Annotated in this window: 14 protein-coding genes; 6 read left to right on the top strand and 8 right to left on the bottom strand. The window is 40.7% G+C overall.

Annotated features, from left to right (window positions below):
• Positions 1–250: 250 nt before the first annotated feature.
• A complete protein-coding gene (locus I8752_RS10835; protein WP_214432318.1) occupies positions 251–1,147 on the bottom strand; it encodes an ABC transporter ATP-binding protein in 897 nt (298 codons plus the stop codon).
• A 276-nt stretch (positions 1,148–1,423) separates the two neighbouring features.
• Complete coding sequence (locus tag I8752_RS10830) at positions 1,424–1,960, bottom strand: P-loop NTPase family protein (RefSeq protein WP_214432317.1); 537 nt, start codon at positions 1,958–1,960, stop codon at positions 1,424–1,426.
• A 349-nt stretch (positions 1,961–2,309) separates the two neighbouring features.
• Here I8752_RS10830 and I8752_RS10825 point away from each other — a divergent pair, with 349 nt between their 5' ends.
• From I8752_RS10825 to I8752_RS10800, 6 genes are all read left to right on the top strand, one after another.
• Positions 2,310–2,864 (top strand): adenylate kinase family protein, encoded by a 555-nt coding sequence (locus I8752_RS10825; RefSeq protein WP_214432316.1) that lies wholly within the window; start codon positions 2,310–2,312, stop codon positions 2,862–2,864.
• A gap of 523 nt (positions 2,865–3,387) precedes the next feature.
• A complete protein-coding gene (rph, locus tag I8752_RS10820) occupies positions 3,388–4,137 on the top strand; it encodes a ribonuclease PH (protein WP_214432315.1) in 750 nt (249 codons plus the stop codon).
• Positions 4,138–4,592: 455 nt separating this feature from the next.
• On the top strand, positions 4,593–5,309 hold the full coding sequence (pgl, locus tag I8752_RS10815) for a 6-phosphogluconolactonase (protein WP_214432323.1): 717 nt from the start codon (positions 4,593–4,595) through the stop codon (positions 5,307–5,309).
• Between the two features lie 172 nt (positions 5,310–5,481).
• Positions 5,482–6,360: an FHA domain-containing protein gene (locus I8752_RS10810; protein WP_214432314.1), complete on the top strand. Its 879-nt coding sequence runs from the start codon at positions 5,482–5,484 to the stop codon at positions 6,358–6,360.
• Positions 6,361–6,544: 184 nt separating this feature from the next.
• A complete protein-coding gene (locus I8752_RS10805; protein ID WP_214432313.1) occupies positions 6,545–7,285 on the top strand; it encodes a M50 family metallopeptidase in 741 nt (246 codons plus the stop codon).
• Positions 7,285–7,665, top strand: a complete 381-nt coding sequence (locus tag I8752_RS10800) for a hypothetical protein (RefSeq protein ID WP_225895588.1) — start codon at positions 7,285–7,287, stop codon at positions 7,663–7,665. The genes I8752_RS10805 and I8752_RS10800 overlap by 1 nt, the downstream gene beginning before the upstream one ends.
• 75 nt (positions 7,666–7,740) lie before the next feature.
• Here I8752_RS10800 and pstB read toward each other — a convergent pair whose 3' ends face one another.
• The 6 genes from pstB to I8752_RS10770 form a co-directional block, all read right to left on the bottom strand.
• Complete coding sequence (gene pstB, locus I8752_RS10795) at positions 7,741–8,571, bottom strand: phosphate ABC transporter ATP-binding protein PstB (protein WP_214432312.1); 831 nt, start codon at positions 8,569–8,571, stop codon at positions 7,741–7,743.
• A 62-nt stretch (positions 8,572–8,633) separates the two neighbouring features.
• Positions 8,634–9,533, bottom strand: coding sequence for a phosphate ABC transporter permease PstA (gene pstA, locus I8752_RS10790; RefSeq protein WP_214432311.1), 900 nt, complete (start codon positions 9,531–9,533; stop codon positions 8,634–8,636).
• Between the two features lie 5 nt (positions 9,534–9,538).
• On the bottom strand, positions 9,539–10,480 hold the full coding sequence (gene pstC, locus I8752_RS10785) for a phosphate ABC transporter permease subunit PstC (RefSeq protein ID WP_214432310.1): 942 nt from the start codon (positions 10,478–10,480) through the stop codon (positions 9,539–9,541).
• A 45-nt stretch (positions 10,481–10,525) separates the two neighbouring features.
• Complete coding sequence (locus I8752_RS10780; protein WP_225895587.1) at positions 10,526–11,479, bottom strand: PstS family phosphate ABC transporter substrate-binding protein; 954 nt, start codon at positions 11,477–11,479, stop codon at positions 10,526–10,528.
• Positions 11,480–11,609: 130 nt separating this feature from the next.
• Positions 11,610–12,767 (bottom strand): sulfate ABC transporter substrate-binding protein, encoded by a 1,158-nt coding sequence (locus I8752_RS10775; protein ID WP_214432308.1) that lies wholly within the window; start codon positions 12,765–12,767, stop codon positions 11,610–11,612.
• Positions 12,768–13,082: 315 nt separating this feature from the next.
• Entirely contained in the window at positions 13,083–16,241 is a 3,159-nt protein-coding gene (locus I8752_RS10770) for a GAF domain-containing protein (protein ID WP_214432307.1), read from the bottom strand.
• Positions 16,242–16,272 lie beyond the last annotated feature (31 nt).

The following is a 16,272-nucleotide window of genomic DNA, read 5'->3' as shown; positions in this document are numbered from 1 at the left end:
ATACAATGGTAGACATAGCCGAGACCTTGATTTTTCTTAGATATTTTTAGTCTCGGCATTTTTTGTCACTTTTTTACCGATTCTCAATCAATCGTCGCGATCGCCTTTTTGTATAATCAGTTGAGTAAATTCATACATAGCAAGCTTTTTGTGCTTTCCTATCCGTCGAACTCACGTTAAATTAAAATGAAATCAAATTTTGATTTGTAGCTTTAAATAGAATTTTTTATAGTTACTTTTTGTCTCAGTCCTAATAATTATTTTGGGTTACTTCTAAATAAATATGCTCCAACCGCACTGGTTGACGGGCAATTGAATCAATTGCTATCCCTTCAAAGCGGGTAATAATTTCTTTTAATTCCAAAGGTTCTGGCAACCAAAAAGCTAGTTCGTTACCATAATATCTATAGGTGAAGCCGTATTCTGCGGCACGAGCGATCGCTTGTTCTTCTTGTGTGGTTTGCACAGCTACAATTTCTTTTGCCGGAATTAGTGTGCGTAACTCGGCTAAACTACCCTCAGCCAAAATTTGACCCTTTTTTATAATACCAATCCTTTGGCAAAGACGCTCTGCTTCATCTAATAAATGAGTTGTTAAAAAAATTGTAATTCCTTGATTTTGGAGTTGACGAATTAACCCCCAAATATCGTAACGCGCTTCAATATCTAATCCAGTTGTAGGTTCATCAAGAATTACTAACTTAGGTTGATGTACCAAAGCTACAGCAATATTCAACCGTCGCCGCATTCCCCCGCTGAGTGATTCTACTGGATTTTTTGCTCTATCTAATAAATTTACTGCTGCCAAAGTATCATTCACTTGTCTCTGACGAGTTGCCCGATCTAAACCATAAATGTCAGCAAAAAATTTGAGGTTTTCTTCACAAGAGAGAGTTTTATAGAGTAAATTTTCTTGAGGTGCGATGCCAATTATCTTTTTTGTTGCTTCAGAAATAGGTTGATTATTGATTGCAATATTACCACTATCAGATTGTAAGAGATTACAAATAATATTAATTATTGTCGTCTTTCCGGCTCCATTTGGCCCTACTAAACCGTAGATTTCTCCTGAGTGAATATGCAAATTAAAATCTTGTAAAACTTTTATTTCTTTATAAGATTTATTTAAATTTTCAATCTTCAACATACAACAAAACTATTCATGCAGGTTAAGAACAAGGACTTTTCAAACATCCTCTTAGCCGAGCTTAAGAACAACATCGAAGATACGACCGGATTCTTCTTCCTCTGCTCTCCCCTGCTCGTTTCGTTTCTGACTTTTCACGGGAAGTCTTAAAACCTTCGTTTATGCTGGGGGTAGGGGGTAGGGGGTAGGGTGTAGGGAAAATCATGAAAGTCTTACCACACCCCACACCCCATACCCCGTCCCTTTTTCTAGATGACGTGAAAAGTCAGGTCTCGTTTAGGGTCGATGACTGCGACGAATCTCTGTAATTTGGTCTGCCACATCTAAAAGAGATTTCGGCATTTCTGGCCCTGTGAGAATAATATCAATGTGGGGAGGGCGTTTTGTCAAAAATGCTAAAACTTCAGCTTCGGGAATTAATCCAAAGTTAATTGCCAAACTTAACTCATCTAAGACAACTAGAGAATACTTATCTTCACACACTACTTGTTGTGTATGCTGCCACAGTTTTTGTAAAGCTTGATTTTCTACATCGTCGAGGTGCGGTGTATCGATACAGCGAGGCAAATCACAGCGAATCCAATCTAAATTTTGTCCTAACTGAATGGGTCGGTCGTGCCCTTGACGAATTCCGCCTTTGAGAAACTGCACAATTAATACTGGTGTACCTTGACCAGCAATTCTCAGTGCTTGTGCCATAACACTTGTAAAAAAATTACGATGCGTACTGGTGAAAACTTGTATAAGTCCTTCAATTGGATGTGGAAGGCTAAGAACCGAATTTATACTTGGGGTTTCTAACTGAGCAACCATAGCAAAAAGTTAAAAAAGTTACAAAAATTTAAGAAATTTTACGAAAATATTTACAAATTTACTTACTATGCCGATTCCGTTTTTAACAATTTAGAGTACCTGCTAATCTGCATCTTAGTCAAACACTAGGTTTATGCCGAAGTCAAGTCTTATGGATATTGACATTTTCGGTTTTTGCATAAAACTAGTCGTAACAATCAAAATACTTAATTGACATTTCCAAACATTTCTGAGTGTAGAAGTAGAAAATGTCAATATTAGGCTGATATCCAGTTGTTAGATGTCTTGTTGGTTTGGGCAAAACATATTTAAAATGTGATGAATTTTACCTATTGAGGAGTGAGTTGTTGTGAGATTAGTGATTCTGGGAGGGTCGGGATCTGGGAAAAGCACTCAAGCGCAAAGGCTTTGCAGATACTTTGAAATTCCTCAGATTTCTACGGGGGAGATTTTGCGGCAGGCGATCGCTAAAGTTACGACTTTAGGTCGTCACGCACAGCCATACTTGGCAAAGGGGGAATTAGTCCCCGACGAAATGATAATTGACTTAATTCGGTTACGGCTTAAAAAGGCTGATATTAGTTGTGGTTGGGTATTGGAAGGTTATCCTCGTACTGCCTTCCAAGCGGAGGAATTAGATTTTTTGTTAGATAATTTAGGACAAAAGTTAGACTGGGCAATTTATTTACAAGTACCAGAAGCAGTGATGGTAAGTCGGTCTTTGGGGCGATCGCTTCCAGATGACCAACCCGAAATCGTGCATCGCCGAGTTGAAATTTTTTACGATCGCACTGTCCCCATCTTAGAATACTACGATCGCCGCCGCCGATTATTGACTATTAACGGCGATCGCTTACCAGAGATGGTAGAACAAAATATCTTGACTCTGCTCGGTGTCCCTTAAGGGGAATGGGGGAGATAGAGAGACAAGACAAAAAGCTTCCATCGTATTTCAATTAGCAACGCTAGAAATAAGAACTAATTAAGCTGTTACGCTTTGAAATTGCACATTGACCAAAGTTGCCTGTTGAGTAGACCTATGAGCAAAAGTTATTTTTGCACTCCTATGGGAAAAGGGGAAAGGGTAAAAGTAAAAGGTTTTTCTTATTCCTTTCCCTTTTCCCGACTTCTTTTTGAAGTCCGGTGTCAATACTCAGCGGTCTACAACCACTATGAGTATTTCTGAAAATTAAATGCGCTTTAGCTTAATTGGACTATGTAAAACAGTGTTTAGTTATCCTGACATCAACTTTAAGGAGTTGCTGTATACTTCTCAGTAAATCCTTTAATAGTGGCCGTTATTCAAATTTCATATTTCATCCTTCGAGTTGGATGCTGCCCCTAGAGTACAGCACCTAGATAAGTTGCAACACTAAGGTAATCTTAAGGCAGTATTCTTACTACATAAAAATTTTGAGGCTACTCCAATGGTTTGGCAGCGTCCCGACGGTCGGCAACCCTACCAACTCCGTCCCGTAGGCTTTCACACAGGTTTTACCCACTTTGCTCCTGGTTCTGTTCTAACAAAATGTGGCGATACTCAGGTACTTTGTACTGTCAGTTTCAGTGAGGGAGTACCCAAATTTTTAGCAGGAACTGGCAAGGGTTGGTTGACATCTGAGTACCGAATGCTACCTGCTGCTACTCAACAACGGCAAGAAAGAGAATTGCTGAAATTATCTGGACGGACTCAAGAAATTCAACGTTTAATTGGGCGCAGTTTGCGCGCAGCAATAGATTTCGAGGTTTTGGGAGAACGCACCCTGACTGTCGATGCTGATGTTTTGCAAGCAGATGCTGGCACTAGAACGGCAGCAATTACAGGTGGATTTGTCGCATTGGCTAATGCGATTTCCCAATTGATGCGGCGGGGAGTAATAAAGCGATCGCCTCTGTGCGGACAAATAGCAGCAGTTTCTGTAGGTTTATTACAGGAAGAACCATATTTAGACTTGAATTATGTTGAAGATGTGGCCGCAACAGTAGATTTAAACGTCGTCATGAATCAGCACCTGGGAATAATTGAAATCCAGGGAACAGGTGAGGAAGGCAGTTTTAGCCGTACTCAGTTGAACCAATTGCTAGATTTTGCAGAAAAAGGCATTCAGCAGTTGTTGATCGCTCAACGAGAAGCGATCGCTGACTGGGAGGAAGTGTTTGTAGGAGTTAGGAGTTAAAAGAGACGCGATTATACTCTTACTAGTGTCTACGCGTACTAGCATTTTTCCTTGTTAGGCAGCTGTTGAATATCACAATTTGTTACTTATTACTTAGTCCAAAGCCGAAAAATTAATGATTTAGATGAATCTTTAATAAGATTTGAGAAGTAGACTCTACCAGTTCTAAGTAACAAAATATAGCGGTTCTGACTTTGTTGCGAACGAGACAATCATCACAGCGGTAATTTATTTAGTAAAACTGACTACTGATTTTTAATTAAGGTACAGACGCGATTCATCGCGTCTCTCCCAATACACGATTAATCGCGTCTCTCCTAAATATGCGGTGAATCGCGTCTTTTCTAACTTTTAACTTCAGCCTCCCATCCTTGATGTTAAAAGTTTCAAAAGTTAAAAAGGGAGGTTGTCATAATTTAGCTATTGTATTGCTGGAAGTCGGCAATGATGAAGTCATGAATAAAACGGTTGAAGTCCTACCGGATCGGTCAGCGCTGGTTGCGCGATCGCTGGAATTGATCCTGTCCAAATTGGAAACTGCCATTGAGCAGCGGGGGCGATTTACTATCGCTTTAGCCGGCGGCAGTACACCTAAGCCGTTGTACGAAGCGATCGCCGCTGAAAAACTGCCTTGGGATAAAATCCATGTCTTCTGGGGGGACGAACGTTATGTACCACCAGAGCATCCCGATAGCAATGAACTGATGACGCGGCAGGCGTGGCTAGATCGCGTTGATATCCCAGCAGCTAATATTCACGCCATTCCAACTTTAGAAGGCGATCCAGCAGCATCAGCCGCGAAATACGAACAGCATCTACAAGAATTTTTTAATTCTAGACCTGGAGAGTTCCCCTCTTTAGATGTAGTATTGCTAGGAATAGGTGATGATGCCCATACCGCATCTTTATTCCCCCACACTGAAGCTTTAAAAGTGCGCGATCGCTTGATTACTGTGGGTAATAAAGACGGTAATCCCCGCATAACCTTCACTTACCCATTCATTAACTCTGCTCGCAGCGTCATTTTTCTAGTTACTGGTGCTAATAAACGACCAGCTTTAGCTCAAATTTTCGCACCCGTAGCAGATGAGTTAACTTACCCATCTCGCTTAATCCAACCCCAAGGAGAACTTTGGTGGTTACTGGATGCGGAGGCAGGTTCGGAACTATAACATTAACTAGCCCATCAGCAGTAATTGTTAAAATCGAAAGCTAGAGTCGCTCTTTTAAGATTCTGCTTGATGGGAGCTGCCGTACCTGCGGAAATCCGTAGAAAAGCGTTCATATAGTTCTCTCTGCTTGCCAGTACTATTTTACGATGATCTTGAACAAAGGCTTAAATCGATGATCGTCTGCCCTAATTGCAATCACCCCAATCCCAACGGCGCTGTCCAGTGCGAAGCTTGTTATACACCGTTACCAGCTACAAGTAACTGTCCCAACTGTGGGACAACTGTGCAGGCAGATGCTTCTTTCTGCGGTCAATGTGGTTTTAATCTACACTCAACTGCTGTACCTGCTGCCGCTACTGCTGTGGCAACAGCTGCTCCAGATATGACATTAGAAGTACCGCCATTAGTTACTCCTGACCCACTTTTAGAACTTTTACAACCAGATGCTCTAGGAATCAACTCAACTCCTTCAAATTTGCCACCGACGGCGATGGCAGCACCACCCGAACCAGCACTGGAACCCGCAGCCCCACCACCAACTGTGGCTGCTTCTCCTGCCGTGTCCGAGCAAGTAATTTCTACGCCGCCCCCAGAACCAGCAGCATCTCCAGAGCCAGCGCCAGCAGTAGCAACCCCAGAACCAACACCAGCGCCCCCAGAACCAGCGCCATCGCCTACACCACCAGCGCCTGTGGCAGCAGCTTCCAGAACGCAATTACAGCAGGTAACGGCAAGATTATTCCACATCCAAAGCGATCGCGAGATTGAATTACCGCAAAGTTTGTCTGTGATTCATATTGGTAAGCCTAACGATCGCATTCCTCCAGATGTGGACGTTTCCGGATTTTCTAATTCAGAAATTGTCTCGCGGATTCATGCAGATATTCGTGTAGAGGGAGATGCTCACTATATAGAAGATGTGGGCAGTTCTAATGGCACTTATATTAACAATTTGCCCCTGTTACCGGGAAATCGACACCGTTTGCGCCCAGGCGATCGCATTAGTCTAGGTAAGGGAGACTTAATGACGTTTCTCTTTCAGTTAGCATAGTTAAGAAGTTAGAAGGCAAAATAACCATTGCTGATAAAGCAAACTTTTAGCTTTTTTAACCGCACAATTATTTTTGCCGTGCTGAAATAGTGCACTATCATGCATAACTGATAATTCGTAATTCGTAATCAAGAACTAGTAGTTAGAAATTACGAATTACGAACTACGAATTAAAAAGCCACCTATGACAGAACCAGGAAAATTTGAACCTTTACTCGCTAGAGAGGCCCCGCCAGAAGTGGAACGTATGGGGCTAACTTGGCTAACGGTTGCAGCGATCGCCACTATCTTACTATGGCAAGTTCCAGCGGGAGATTATATTTTATACCCGTTTACCATTCTGGCAACTTGGTTTCATGAAATGGGTCACGGCTTAATGGCACTGCTATTAGGAGGACAATTTCAGAAATTAGAGATTTTTGGTAATGGTTCGGGTGTCGCAACTTATGGCATTTCCCGCTCATTAGGGCCAATTGGCCCTGGTTTAGTCGCCGCCGCCGGGCCAATGGGGCCGCCGATTGCTGGTGCAGCTTTGATTCTGGCTTCCCGTAGTTTTAAAGCAGCTTCTTTAAGTTTGAAAATTTTAGGAAGCTTTTTACTGCTTTCAACATTAGTTTGGGTGCGTTCTTTGTTTGGATTGGTAGCAATTCCCCTGCTAGGCTTAACTATCCTCGGTATCGCTCTCAAAGCTCCTCGGTGGATGCAGGGGTTTGCCATTCAATTGCTGGGCGTACAAGCTTGTGTGAGTACTTACCACCAACTCAATTATCTGTTTAGCTACAGTGCTGGCCCTTTGGGACTGTCTGATACAGCGCAAATGCAGCGATATTTGCTGTTACCTTACTGGTTTTGGGGTGGATTGATGGCGATCGCATCTCTAGCGATTTTAGTTCAAAGTCTGCGCGTCGCCTATCGTTCTACGTAATGCGTAAGAAACATCACAGAAAAGCCATTGACTCTTTAAATCAAAGGATTGCTGAACATCAAGAAAAGATTAGACTGGAATCAGAGAAGGATTTCCCTGACAAAGGTTTAATTCAGCATTGGGAAAAAGAGATTCGTGCTTTTGAAAAGGCAATTACTAATTCAACTCTCAGTAACTTAATTACTGAATTGGGTATAGAATGCGGTAGAGTACAAGCCTTAATTAACCAGCTTCTGTTACCTAGTTTAACTACTAACCAACAAGCTGAAATTTTAGCAGAATTACTAGCTGCCGCAGTTCATCTCCACACTCACTGTGACGAAGATTTTCAGATGCTAATCGCTGATGAATTGGAAAAGTTGCCTGATGATGAGTTGTGATAAGGAAAAGCGATCGTATCGTTGATTATTTCTAGTATTACTGCTAGAGAATTTCAGCTAAACTATGATTGAATCTTAACCGAATCGTCCGCTGATATACTCCTCAGCCTCCCTCGTTTCCGGAGAAGTGAACATTTGCTGTGTAGAACTAAACTCAACTAATTTACCGCGACGTTTGCCATGTTCGTCAATTTCTGTATTGAAAAACGCCGTCCAATCTGCGACTCTTGAAGCTTGCTGCATATTATGAGTCACCATGATGATGGTGTATTGCTCCTTCAGTTCTAAGCAGAGTTCTTCGACTTGACGGGTAGAAATTGGGTCAAGAGCAGAACATGGTTCGTCCATTAATAATACATCTGGCTTCATGGCGATCGCTCGTGCGATACAAAGCCGTTGTTGTTGTCCGCCAGATAATGCAGTACCCTTTTGTTTGAGTTTATCCTTAACTTCATCCCAAATCGCGGCGCGTCTTAAAGAATCTTCTACCAATTCGTCAATATTACCTTTATAGCCATTAGAACGCGGCCCAAAGGCGATATTTTCGTAAATTGATTTCGGAAAAGGATTTGGTCTTTGAAAAACCATTCCTACTTGGCGGCGCAATTTTACAGAATTGATTTTTGGGTCGTAAATATTGCGATCGCGATAATTTAACCTCCCCTCTACCTTAGCTCCAGGAATGAGATCGTTCATGCGATTGAAGCAACGCAGTAGGGTACTTTTACCACATCCTGAAGGCCCAATAAAAGCAACAATTTGTTTTTCGGGAATTTTTAAATAAACATCTAGAAGTGCCAAAAATCCACCATAATATACTTTCACACCTTCAACATTAAACACAGAATTATCTTGTTGGTTGAGTGTGGCATTATCTAATTGACTTCTACTATTGCTATATGACATTTTGTTTCTCTCCCAATAACCGTAAATACCTAAAATTACCGTGAATTAATTGGCTTTATTACCTAATTGATTGTGAAGCGTTGCCGAATATAAATTGCCACACCATTTAAAACTAAAATCAAGATTAACAAGGCGATAATTGTCGCTGCTGCTGCATTAGCAAAACCTGGCTCTGGACGAGTAATGTAACTAAAAATTTGAATAGGTAATGCCATAAACCTCTGGAACAAACCAGGATTGAATGTGAGAAAACCCACAGCACCAACAACAATTAAAGAAGCTGCATCACCAATGGCACGCGATATTGAAATAATCACTCCTGTCAAAATACCAGGAATAGCATAAGGTAAAACATGACTGCTAATAGTTTGCCATTTTGTCACACCTAAGCCATAGGAAGCAAGTCTTAGAGAATCTGGAACGGCGCGAATTGCCTCTCTAGCTGTGACGATAATTACTGGTAAAGACAATAAAGATAAAGTTAATGCTCCAGAAATTAAGGCGGGGCCAAACCCCAGCAGATAATTAAAAACTCCTAAACCAAGCAATCCATAGACAATAGAAGGTACTCCCGCTAAATTGCTGATATTAATCTCAACAATTGCTGTCCACCAAGCTTTGGGTGCATATTCTTCGAGATATAAAGCTGCTCCCACACCAATTGGTACGGTAACACAAATCACGACAATTCCTAAAAGAATGCTGCTAATAATAGCAGGACGAATACCACCTTGGTCGGGAAAACGCGAAGGTGTTTCTGTCAAAAAGCCAGGCGACAAAAATCTCGATAATCCGTCTCGGAGAATATCAAAAAGTAGCAATGCTAAGATAAATATCCCAACCAGCAAACCTAAGAGAAAAAGTATTTCAAATACTTTGCCTAATGTTTCTCTACTTTCAACATTATCGGTAAATTCTGCTGCTGAATCCCAAGATTCATTTCGTTGATAAGTTGTAGCCATGCTTATTACTCGTACTTTTCTTTAAAGCGATTAGCAATCCAGTAACTGACAATATTTAAAATTAAGGTAATTAGAAATAAAACAGCACCAACGGCATATAAAGTCTTAAAATTGAGACTACCGCGCGGACTATCCCCACCAGAGATTTGTGCCATGTAAGCTGTCATTGTTTCGACTGATTCTGCCAGATTAACAGTTAGTCTTGGTTGTTGTCCGGCGGCGATGAGAACGGTCATTGTTTCACCCACAGCACGAGAAATTCCCAGAATAATCGAAGCGATAATTCCAGAAAGTGCTGCCGGAAGAACGACTCTAAAAATTGCTTCTAGTTTAGTGATACCTAAAGCGTAAGCACCTTCTCGCAAAGACCTTGGAACCGCTCGAATCGCATCTAAGCTGATAGAACCAACAGTAGGAGTAATCATTACTCCCATCATTAATCCCGCACTTAAAGCGTTGAATATTTCTAGAGGTACAATATGCCGCAGTAATGGCGTGACAAACAATAGCGCAAAATAACCATAGACTACCGTTGGTATTCCTGCTAACAGTTCTACTGCTGGGCGTAAAATTGCTGCAACTTTGGGTTGAGCGTACTCACTTAAATAAATGGCAGAAGATAAACCTAAAGGAATAGCCACAGCCATAGCGATCGCAGTTGTTAAGAAAGTACCATTAATCAACGGCCAAACACCAAAATGTTTATCTGCAAATAAAGGTGTCCACTTAGTATCAAGAAAGAATTGGGCAAAGGAAACTTCTTGGAAAAAGCCAAATGTCTCTTGAAATATAATTACGACAATACCAAAGGTAGTTAAAACAGAAACTAAAGCACAACCAAATAAGATAGTTGCTATAATTTTTTCGGAAATATCTTCAGATGCATTTTTATCTAATGCCTGTCTAGATATGCGATCTGAGTTGTCTGGAACGTTATAATTTTGCATAAATTCAGATTTTACTACAATCAAACTTCGATAAATAGCAATTGTCTAAATAAATTTTGCGATTGGTTCGCCCGGTTTAGCTTTCTTAAATTTTGTACCCGTTTCACCAGTTGCAAATTTTTGTTTTACTTTTACATAAGCTTCATCAGGTAATGCCACATAACCAACACTATCTACCCATTTCCAAGAATTTTCTAGATAAAAATCGACAAATTCTTTGACTGCTGGCTTAGTATCTAGGGATTTTTTGCTGACATAGATGAAGAGGGGACGAGACAAAGGTGTGTAGATATTTTTGATTACATTGTCTACTGGAATTGGTTTTTCACACTTGCCTTGAGGACTTTCTACTGCAACGAGATTTAGTTTGTCTTGGTTTTGAATGTAATAAGATATCCCTACATAACCTAACGCAGAGGCATCACCTGCTACTCCTTGTACTAAGAGGTTTTGATTTTGAGTAGCAGTGTAGTCAGTACGCCCATTTTTGGCTTTACCTGTCACAGCTTGAGTCATATAATCAAATGTTCCCGTATCAGAAGCCGGAGCATATAACTTGAGTTTTTGCTTAGGAAACTTGGGATTAACTTGATTCCACGTTAAAATTTTGCCGTCTGATTTACCGCCCCAAATTTTCCCTAGTTCTTTAATAGTTAGACATTTGGCAAAGTTATTTTTTTGGTTGGCTATTACAGCAATACCATCCAAAGCTATAGGCAACTCAACGAATTCAATCTTCTTACTTTGACATTTTTTAATTTCTTCATCTCTAATGGTACGAGAAGCACCAACAATATCTAAGTCGCCACCACAAAATTTACTGATACCACCACCAGTACCACTTGAGGCAACACTAACTTTAGCTTCAGGTTTTACTTTAGCGTATTCTTCTGCAACTGCTAGAGAAATCGGGAAACCAACAGCTGCTCCATCAATACTCACTTGGCTTTTCTTTTCTTCAGTGCTGCTACAAGCAGTGATACTAGAAGTAACAACCATTAGAAATGCTAGTAAAAAGCTTTGTTTAAATAGGCTATGATGACAGATCATAAACTCAAAAAATATTCAAATAATTAAAATTATTGATGCTCGATTTTTGCTTTTTAGATAATGCTATACAAGATAAAGCTTAAGCTTTTTTAGCAGCTTGAACTTTGTCAAAAATCGCTCCATCTCCAAAAAACTTTTCTTGGATATTATCCCAACCACCCAAATCCTGAGATGTGAATAAAGTATCAATTTTGGAATATTGTGATGATACTTCTTGAGTAACGGTAGGGTTAACAGGACGATATTGCAATTTAGCAAATTCGCGTTGGGCTGCTGTTGAATAAAGGTAATCAACAAATGCTTCTGCAACTTCTCTTGTACCGTGCTTATCAACATTTTTATCGACTATGGTTACAGGATTATCAATAGAAATATTGATTGTTGGTACAATATAAGGTAGTTTTGTGCCGTTATTTTCTGCCAAAATCACCTCATTTTCGTAGTTAATTAAGACATCTCCTTGACCTTTTTGGAAAAATAAATTGCTAGCCTCACGAGCATCTTTTGTCAGTACGTGAGTGTTTTGATAAACTTTGGTGACATAATCTCGTGCTGTTGTCTCTTCACCACCTGTTTGAGTCACCGAACCCCACAAAGCTAAGAATTCCCAAATACCGATACCAGAAGTTTTTGGGTTAGCTGCAATTACTTGCACGCCATCCTTTGCCAAGTCTGCCCAAGTCTTTATACTTTTAGGATTGCCTTCACGGGTAACAATAGCAGCAACCGATCTGCTAACAATGCCATTTCTGGGAGATTTTATTTCCCAACCAGACTTAATTAACCCTGCTTGTTGAATTCTATTGATATCCAAAGGAAGCGCTAGGTGTACGATGTCTGCTTCTTGGGAACCTTTAATTACAGCAGCGGCTTGAGCGCCAGAACCTCCATAACTCTGCTCAAAAGTGATGTTTTGATTGTGTTCTTGTTTCCACTTTTGCACAAATTTGGGAATAATTTGATCGTGTGCTGCTTTAGTAACAGAGAAGGAAACGAGCCTAAGTTTTACATCCGCTTTGGTAGCTGAACCACTTCCAGAACAGGCGGCTACTGCTAAACTCAAGATAGTACCAACTAAAAATAGACACACAAAGCTTTGCATAGAGCTTTGGTTCGGGCAAATTCTGATTATTCGTTTATACAAAGCTTGTATAGTCTGCAAAGTTTTCACAAAATAAATCTGCATTCCCGCTATGATGTAGGTAGCTATCTGTGTTAGATGTGGCAACTTGCTCATTAGAATTGTCTCCTAAATTCTCCGGTATCTTGAGCGAAATACCGTAATTATGAGAATTATAGAGCATGTAGAACAAAAGTTCTCATCTCGCTTCAATTTTTTTTACTAAGTGAGCAAGTCATCATAGAAGTTAACAATGAAACATAACTAGCTAATATGCGTTTATTTTGCAGCACGCGTGTAGTAACACCAATTCGTAATTCGTAAATAATACGAATTTCATTAATTTTTGCGACAAATGAATTGTTTGTAAGGGCGAACTTAACAGCGCCCCTACCAAGATATCTGTTGCATTCTTTTTTCAAATTGGTATAACTATGAGACTTGACACGATATTTGCTGTATGGGAATTTTTATCCAGAACTCACAACCGTTACCAGGTTCGGAAACACACTCGATCTGGCCGCCGTGTTTTTGTACAATAATCTGGTAGCTAATAGACAGCCCTAAACCAATACCTTGACCGGGTTGTTTGGTTGTAAAAAAAGGCTCAAAAATGCGCGATCGCATACTGCTAGGAATACCACAACCATTGTCAGCAATACGAATCTGGATAGAATTGCCTTCTACAAGTTCTGTGCGAATCTGAATCTGTGGTTTGTCAGTTGTGTTTGTCTTGACTATTGCATACTCACCACTGTTTGCTGAGTGTTCTAAAGCATCAATGGCATTGTTGAGAATATTCATAAATACCTGATTCATCTGAGCTGCATAGCAAACTACCAAAGGTAGATCGCCATATTCCTTAATTACCTCAATAGCAAGAGAATGAGTCTGAGGTTGCAGTCGATGTTGTAAAATATACAAAGTACTATCAATGCCTTCATGAATATCGACAGGCTTCATTTCTGCTTCATCAAGTCGAGCAAAAGTTCGCAATGACAGGACTAATTGCGAGATTCGTTCTGCCCCCATCATCATTGAAGTCAGAATTTTCGGTAAGTCATCAGCAATGAAATCTAAATCTAGTTCTGTGGCTTGTATTTGGATTTCCGCTTTTGGCTTGGGATAATTTTTTTGGTAAAGACGCAGCAATTTAAATAAATTTTCAGTATGTTCGGTAACGTAAGTAATATTGCCGTAAATAAAACTAATCGGGTTATTGATTTCATGCGCTACACCAGCTACCAATTGCCCTAAGCCAGCCATTTTCTCACTTTGAATTAATTGGCTTTGAGTGTGTTGTAATTCTTTAATAGCCAGGGTGAGTTCTTCTTTTTGACGCTGCGTTTGTTCGAGTAATTCCGCTTGTTGCAGTCCGACTCCTAACTGAGTACCAATTTGCATCAATAAATCCACCTCATCTTCTTGCCAATGACGAGGTTCGGTATTTTGATACGCCGCAAGTAATCCCCAGAGGTTCTCACCCTGAAAAATCGGCACAATCATACATGCCCTAGCTTCCATTAGTTCGAGCAAAGCAGTATGACGGCTAGAAGAATTGGTGATGTGAATGTCTTCAATAATTAGAATCTTGCCATTGGCAAAGTCTCCGCCTTGGGTGTTTTGCAAGTAATCATCTGCGATTACAGGTACGAGTTCCCGCACCTGTTTCCAACCCTGAGCTAAAGACTCAGCCACAAATTCACCACTCCAATTAGACCCAAAGCGATAGATAGTTACTCGGTCAACTTCTAATAATCGCCGGACTTCTTGAGTGCTAGTAGCAAAGATTGTTTTTAAGTCAAGAGACTGGCGAATTTTCTCTACAGTTGCAGCTAAGGTCTTCTGTCTTTGTGTAGCTTTGCGTTCTCGTTCTGCGGCTTTAGCCAATTGCTCGGCTTGCACTTGTACTTGTTTTAAAGACTCAGCTTGCTGTAATGCCACTCCCAGTTGCACGCCAACTTGTGCTAACAAATTGATTTCATCATCTTGCCAATAACGGGGCTGAGAGTTTTGATAAGCTACTAACAATCCCCACAATTTCTCACCCTGGCGAATCGGTACAAAAACTTCATTACGTGCATACTTACCCGCCTGCGTTCCCTGCAAAAAAGCGCGTTCTGTCACAGGTTGTGGCTTGACTATTGGTGTCCAACCATCAACAATGGAATCGGCAACAAATTCACCACTCCAATCGGGATAGAAGCGATAAATTGCCACTCGTTCTACTTCCAATAGCCGTCGGACTTCTTGAGTAGTGGTTTTAAAGATAGTGTCAATATCCAGAGATTGGCGAATTTTCTCTACTGTATTTGCTAGTCCTCTTTGCCTTTCTGCGGCTTTGCTGAGTTCAGCTGCTTGGCTCTGCACTTGCTGTAAGAATTCTGCTTGCTGCAAAGCTACACCTAGCTGAGTGCTAACTTGGGTGAGCAACAACACCTCATCTTCTTGCCACTGGCGTTGTCCGCCGTTCTGGTAAACTGCCAGTAAACCCCAGAGCTTTTGACCGTGGTAAATAGCGATGATTACATAAGCTTTTGCTTGATAAATCTCTAAAATTTTAATGTAGCAATCACTAAAGCCAGCATTGTAAATATCATGACAAACACGATATACTTCACTTTTGCTAAAGACACTACCCCTTGTAGCTTGTAAGTAAGTATCTACAACTGGGCTTGAAGCTAAATCTTTGACACTACATTCGCTGACATTTTCAAGCAATTGTGGTTGTCGTAACTGCTCGTATATCAAGGAAGACCAACCCTCTGCGACTGATTCAAACACAAATTCGCCACTCCAATCTGGATTGAAGCGATAGATAGCTACGCGATCGGCATGTAGTAGTTGCCGGATTTCTGCGGTGCTAGTACGAAAAATACTTTCCAAATCAAGAGACTGCCGAATTTTCTCGATAGTTATAGCTATGGTTTTCTGCCATTCTGCTACTTTTTCTCTTGCTTTTGCTTGCGCTAGCTGTGTAGATTGTATTTGTACTTGTTGTAAGTAATCTGCCTGCTGTAAGGCAACTCCTAAATGTTCGGCGATTAGTTGCACAAACTCAATTTCTGATGCTTCCCATTGCCGAGGACTACTACACTGATGAATACACAGCAACCCCCATAAATCTTTACCTTTCATCAGAGGAGCGGCTATATTGGCACGTACTTGGAATCTTTCTAAAATCTGGGCATGGCAATCACTCACGCCAGTTTCGTAGATATCAGCTATTACTTTGATCCGACCTTGTTGATATAGTCCGGCAAACTCCGCAGCAAAGCAGTGGTCGCGTAGTTTAGCTGTGAGTGCTGAACCCCATTCTGCTCCCACATCCTCATAGATAAATTCTCCTTCCCATTCCAACTCAGGATAAAAACGAAATACTCCAACTCGGTCGGCATTCAACAGTTGTCGCACTTCAGTGACAGTAATTTTAAATATGGTGTCAGTATCAAGAGATTGGCGAATCCGAGCAATGACTCTAGATAAAGCTTTTTGTTTATCGCTATGATGCTGGTAATATTTTATATCTTGCTGATATTCTTGTTGGTCTGGAGTTGTTGGTATAAGTTGGGGAATAGAAGAATTTTCCATTGTCAGTGGAACTTTAAATATTGAAAGTCTT

Origin of the sequence: Dendronalium phyllosphericum CENA369 (genome assembly GCF_016056275.1) — a bacterium.
In the GTDB taxonomy this organism is placed as follows: domain Bacteria; phylum Cyanobacteriota; class Cyanobacteriia; order Cyanobacteriales; family Nostocaceae; genus Dendronalium; species Dendronalium phyllosphericum.
The sequence above is the reverse complement of the archived record's forward strand: the minus strand, read 5'-3'. Positions and strand labels throughout refer to the sequence as shown.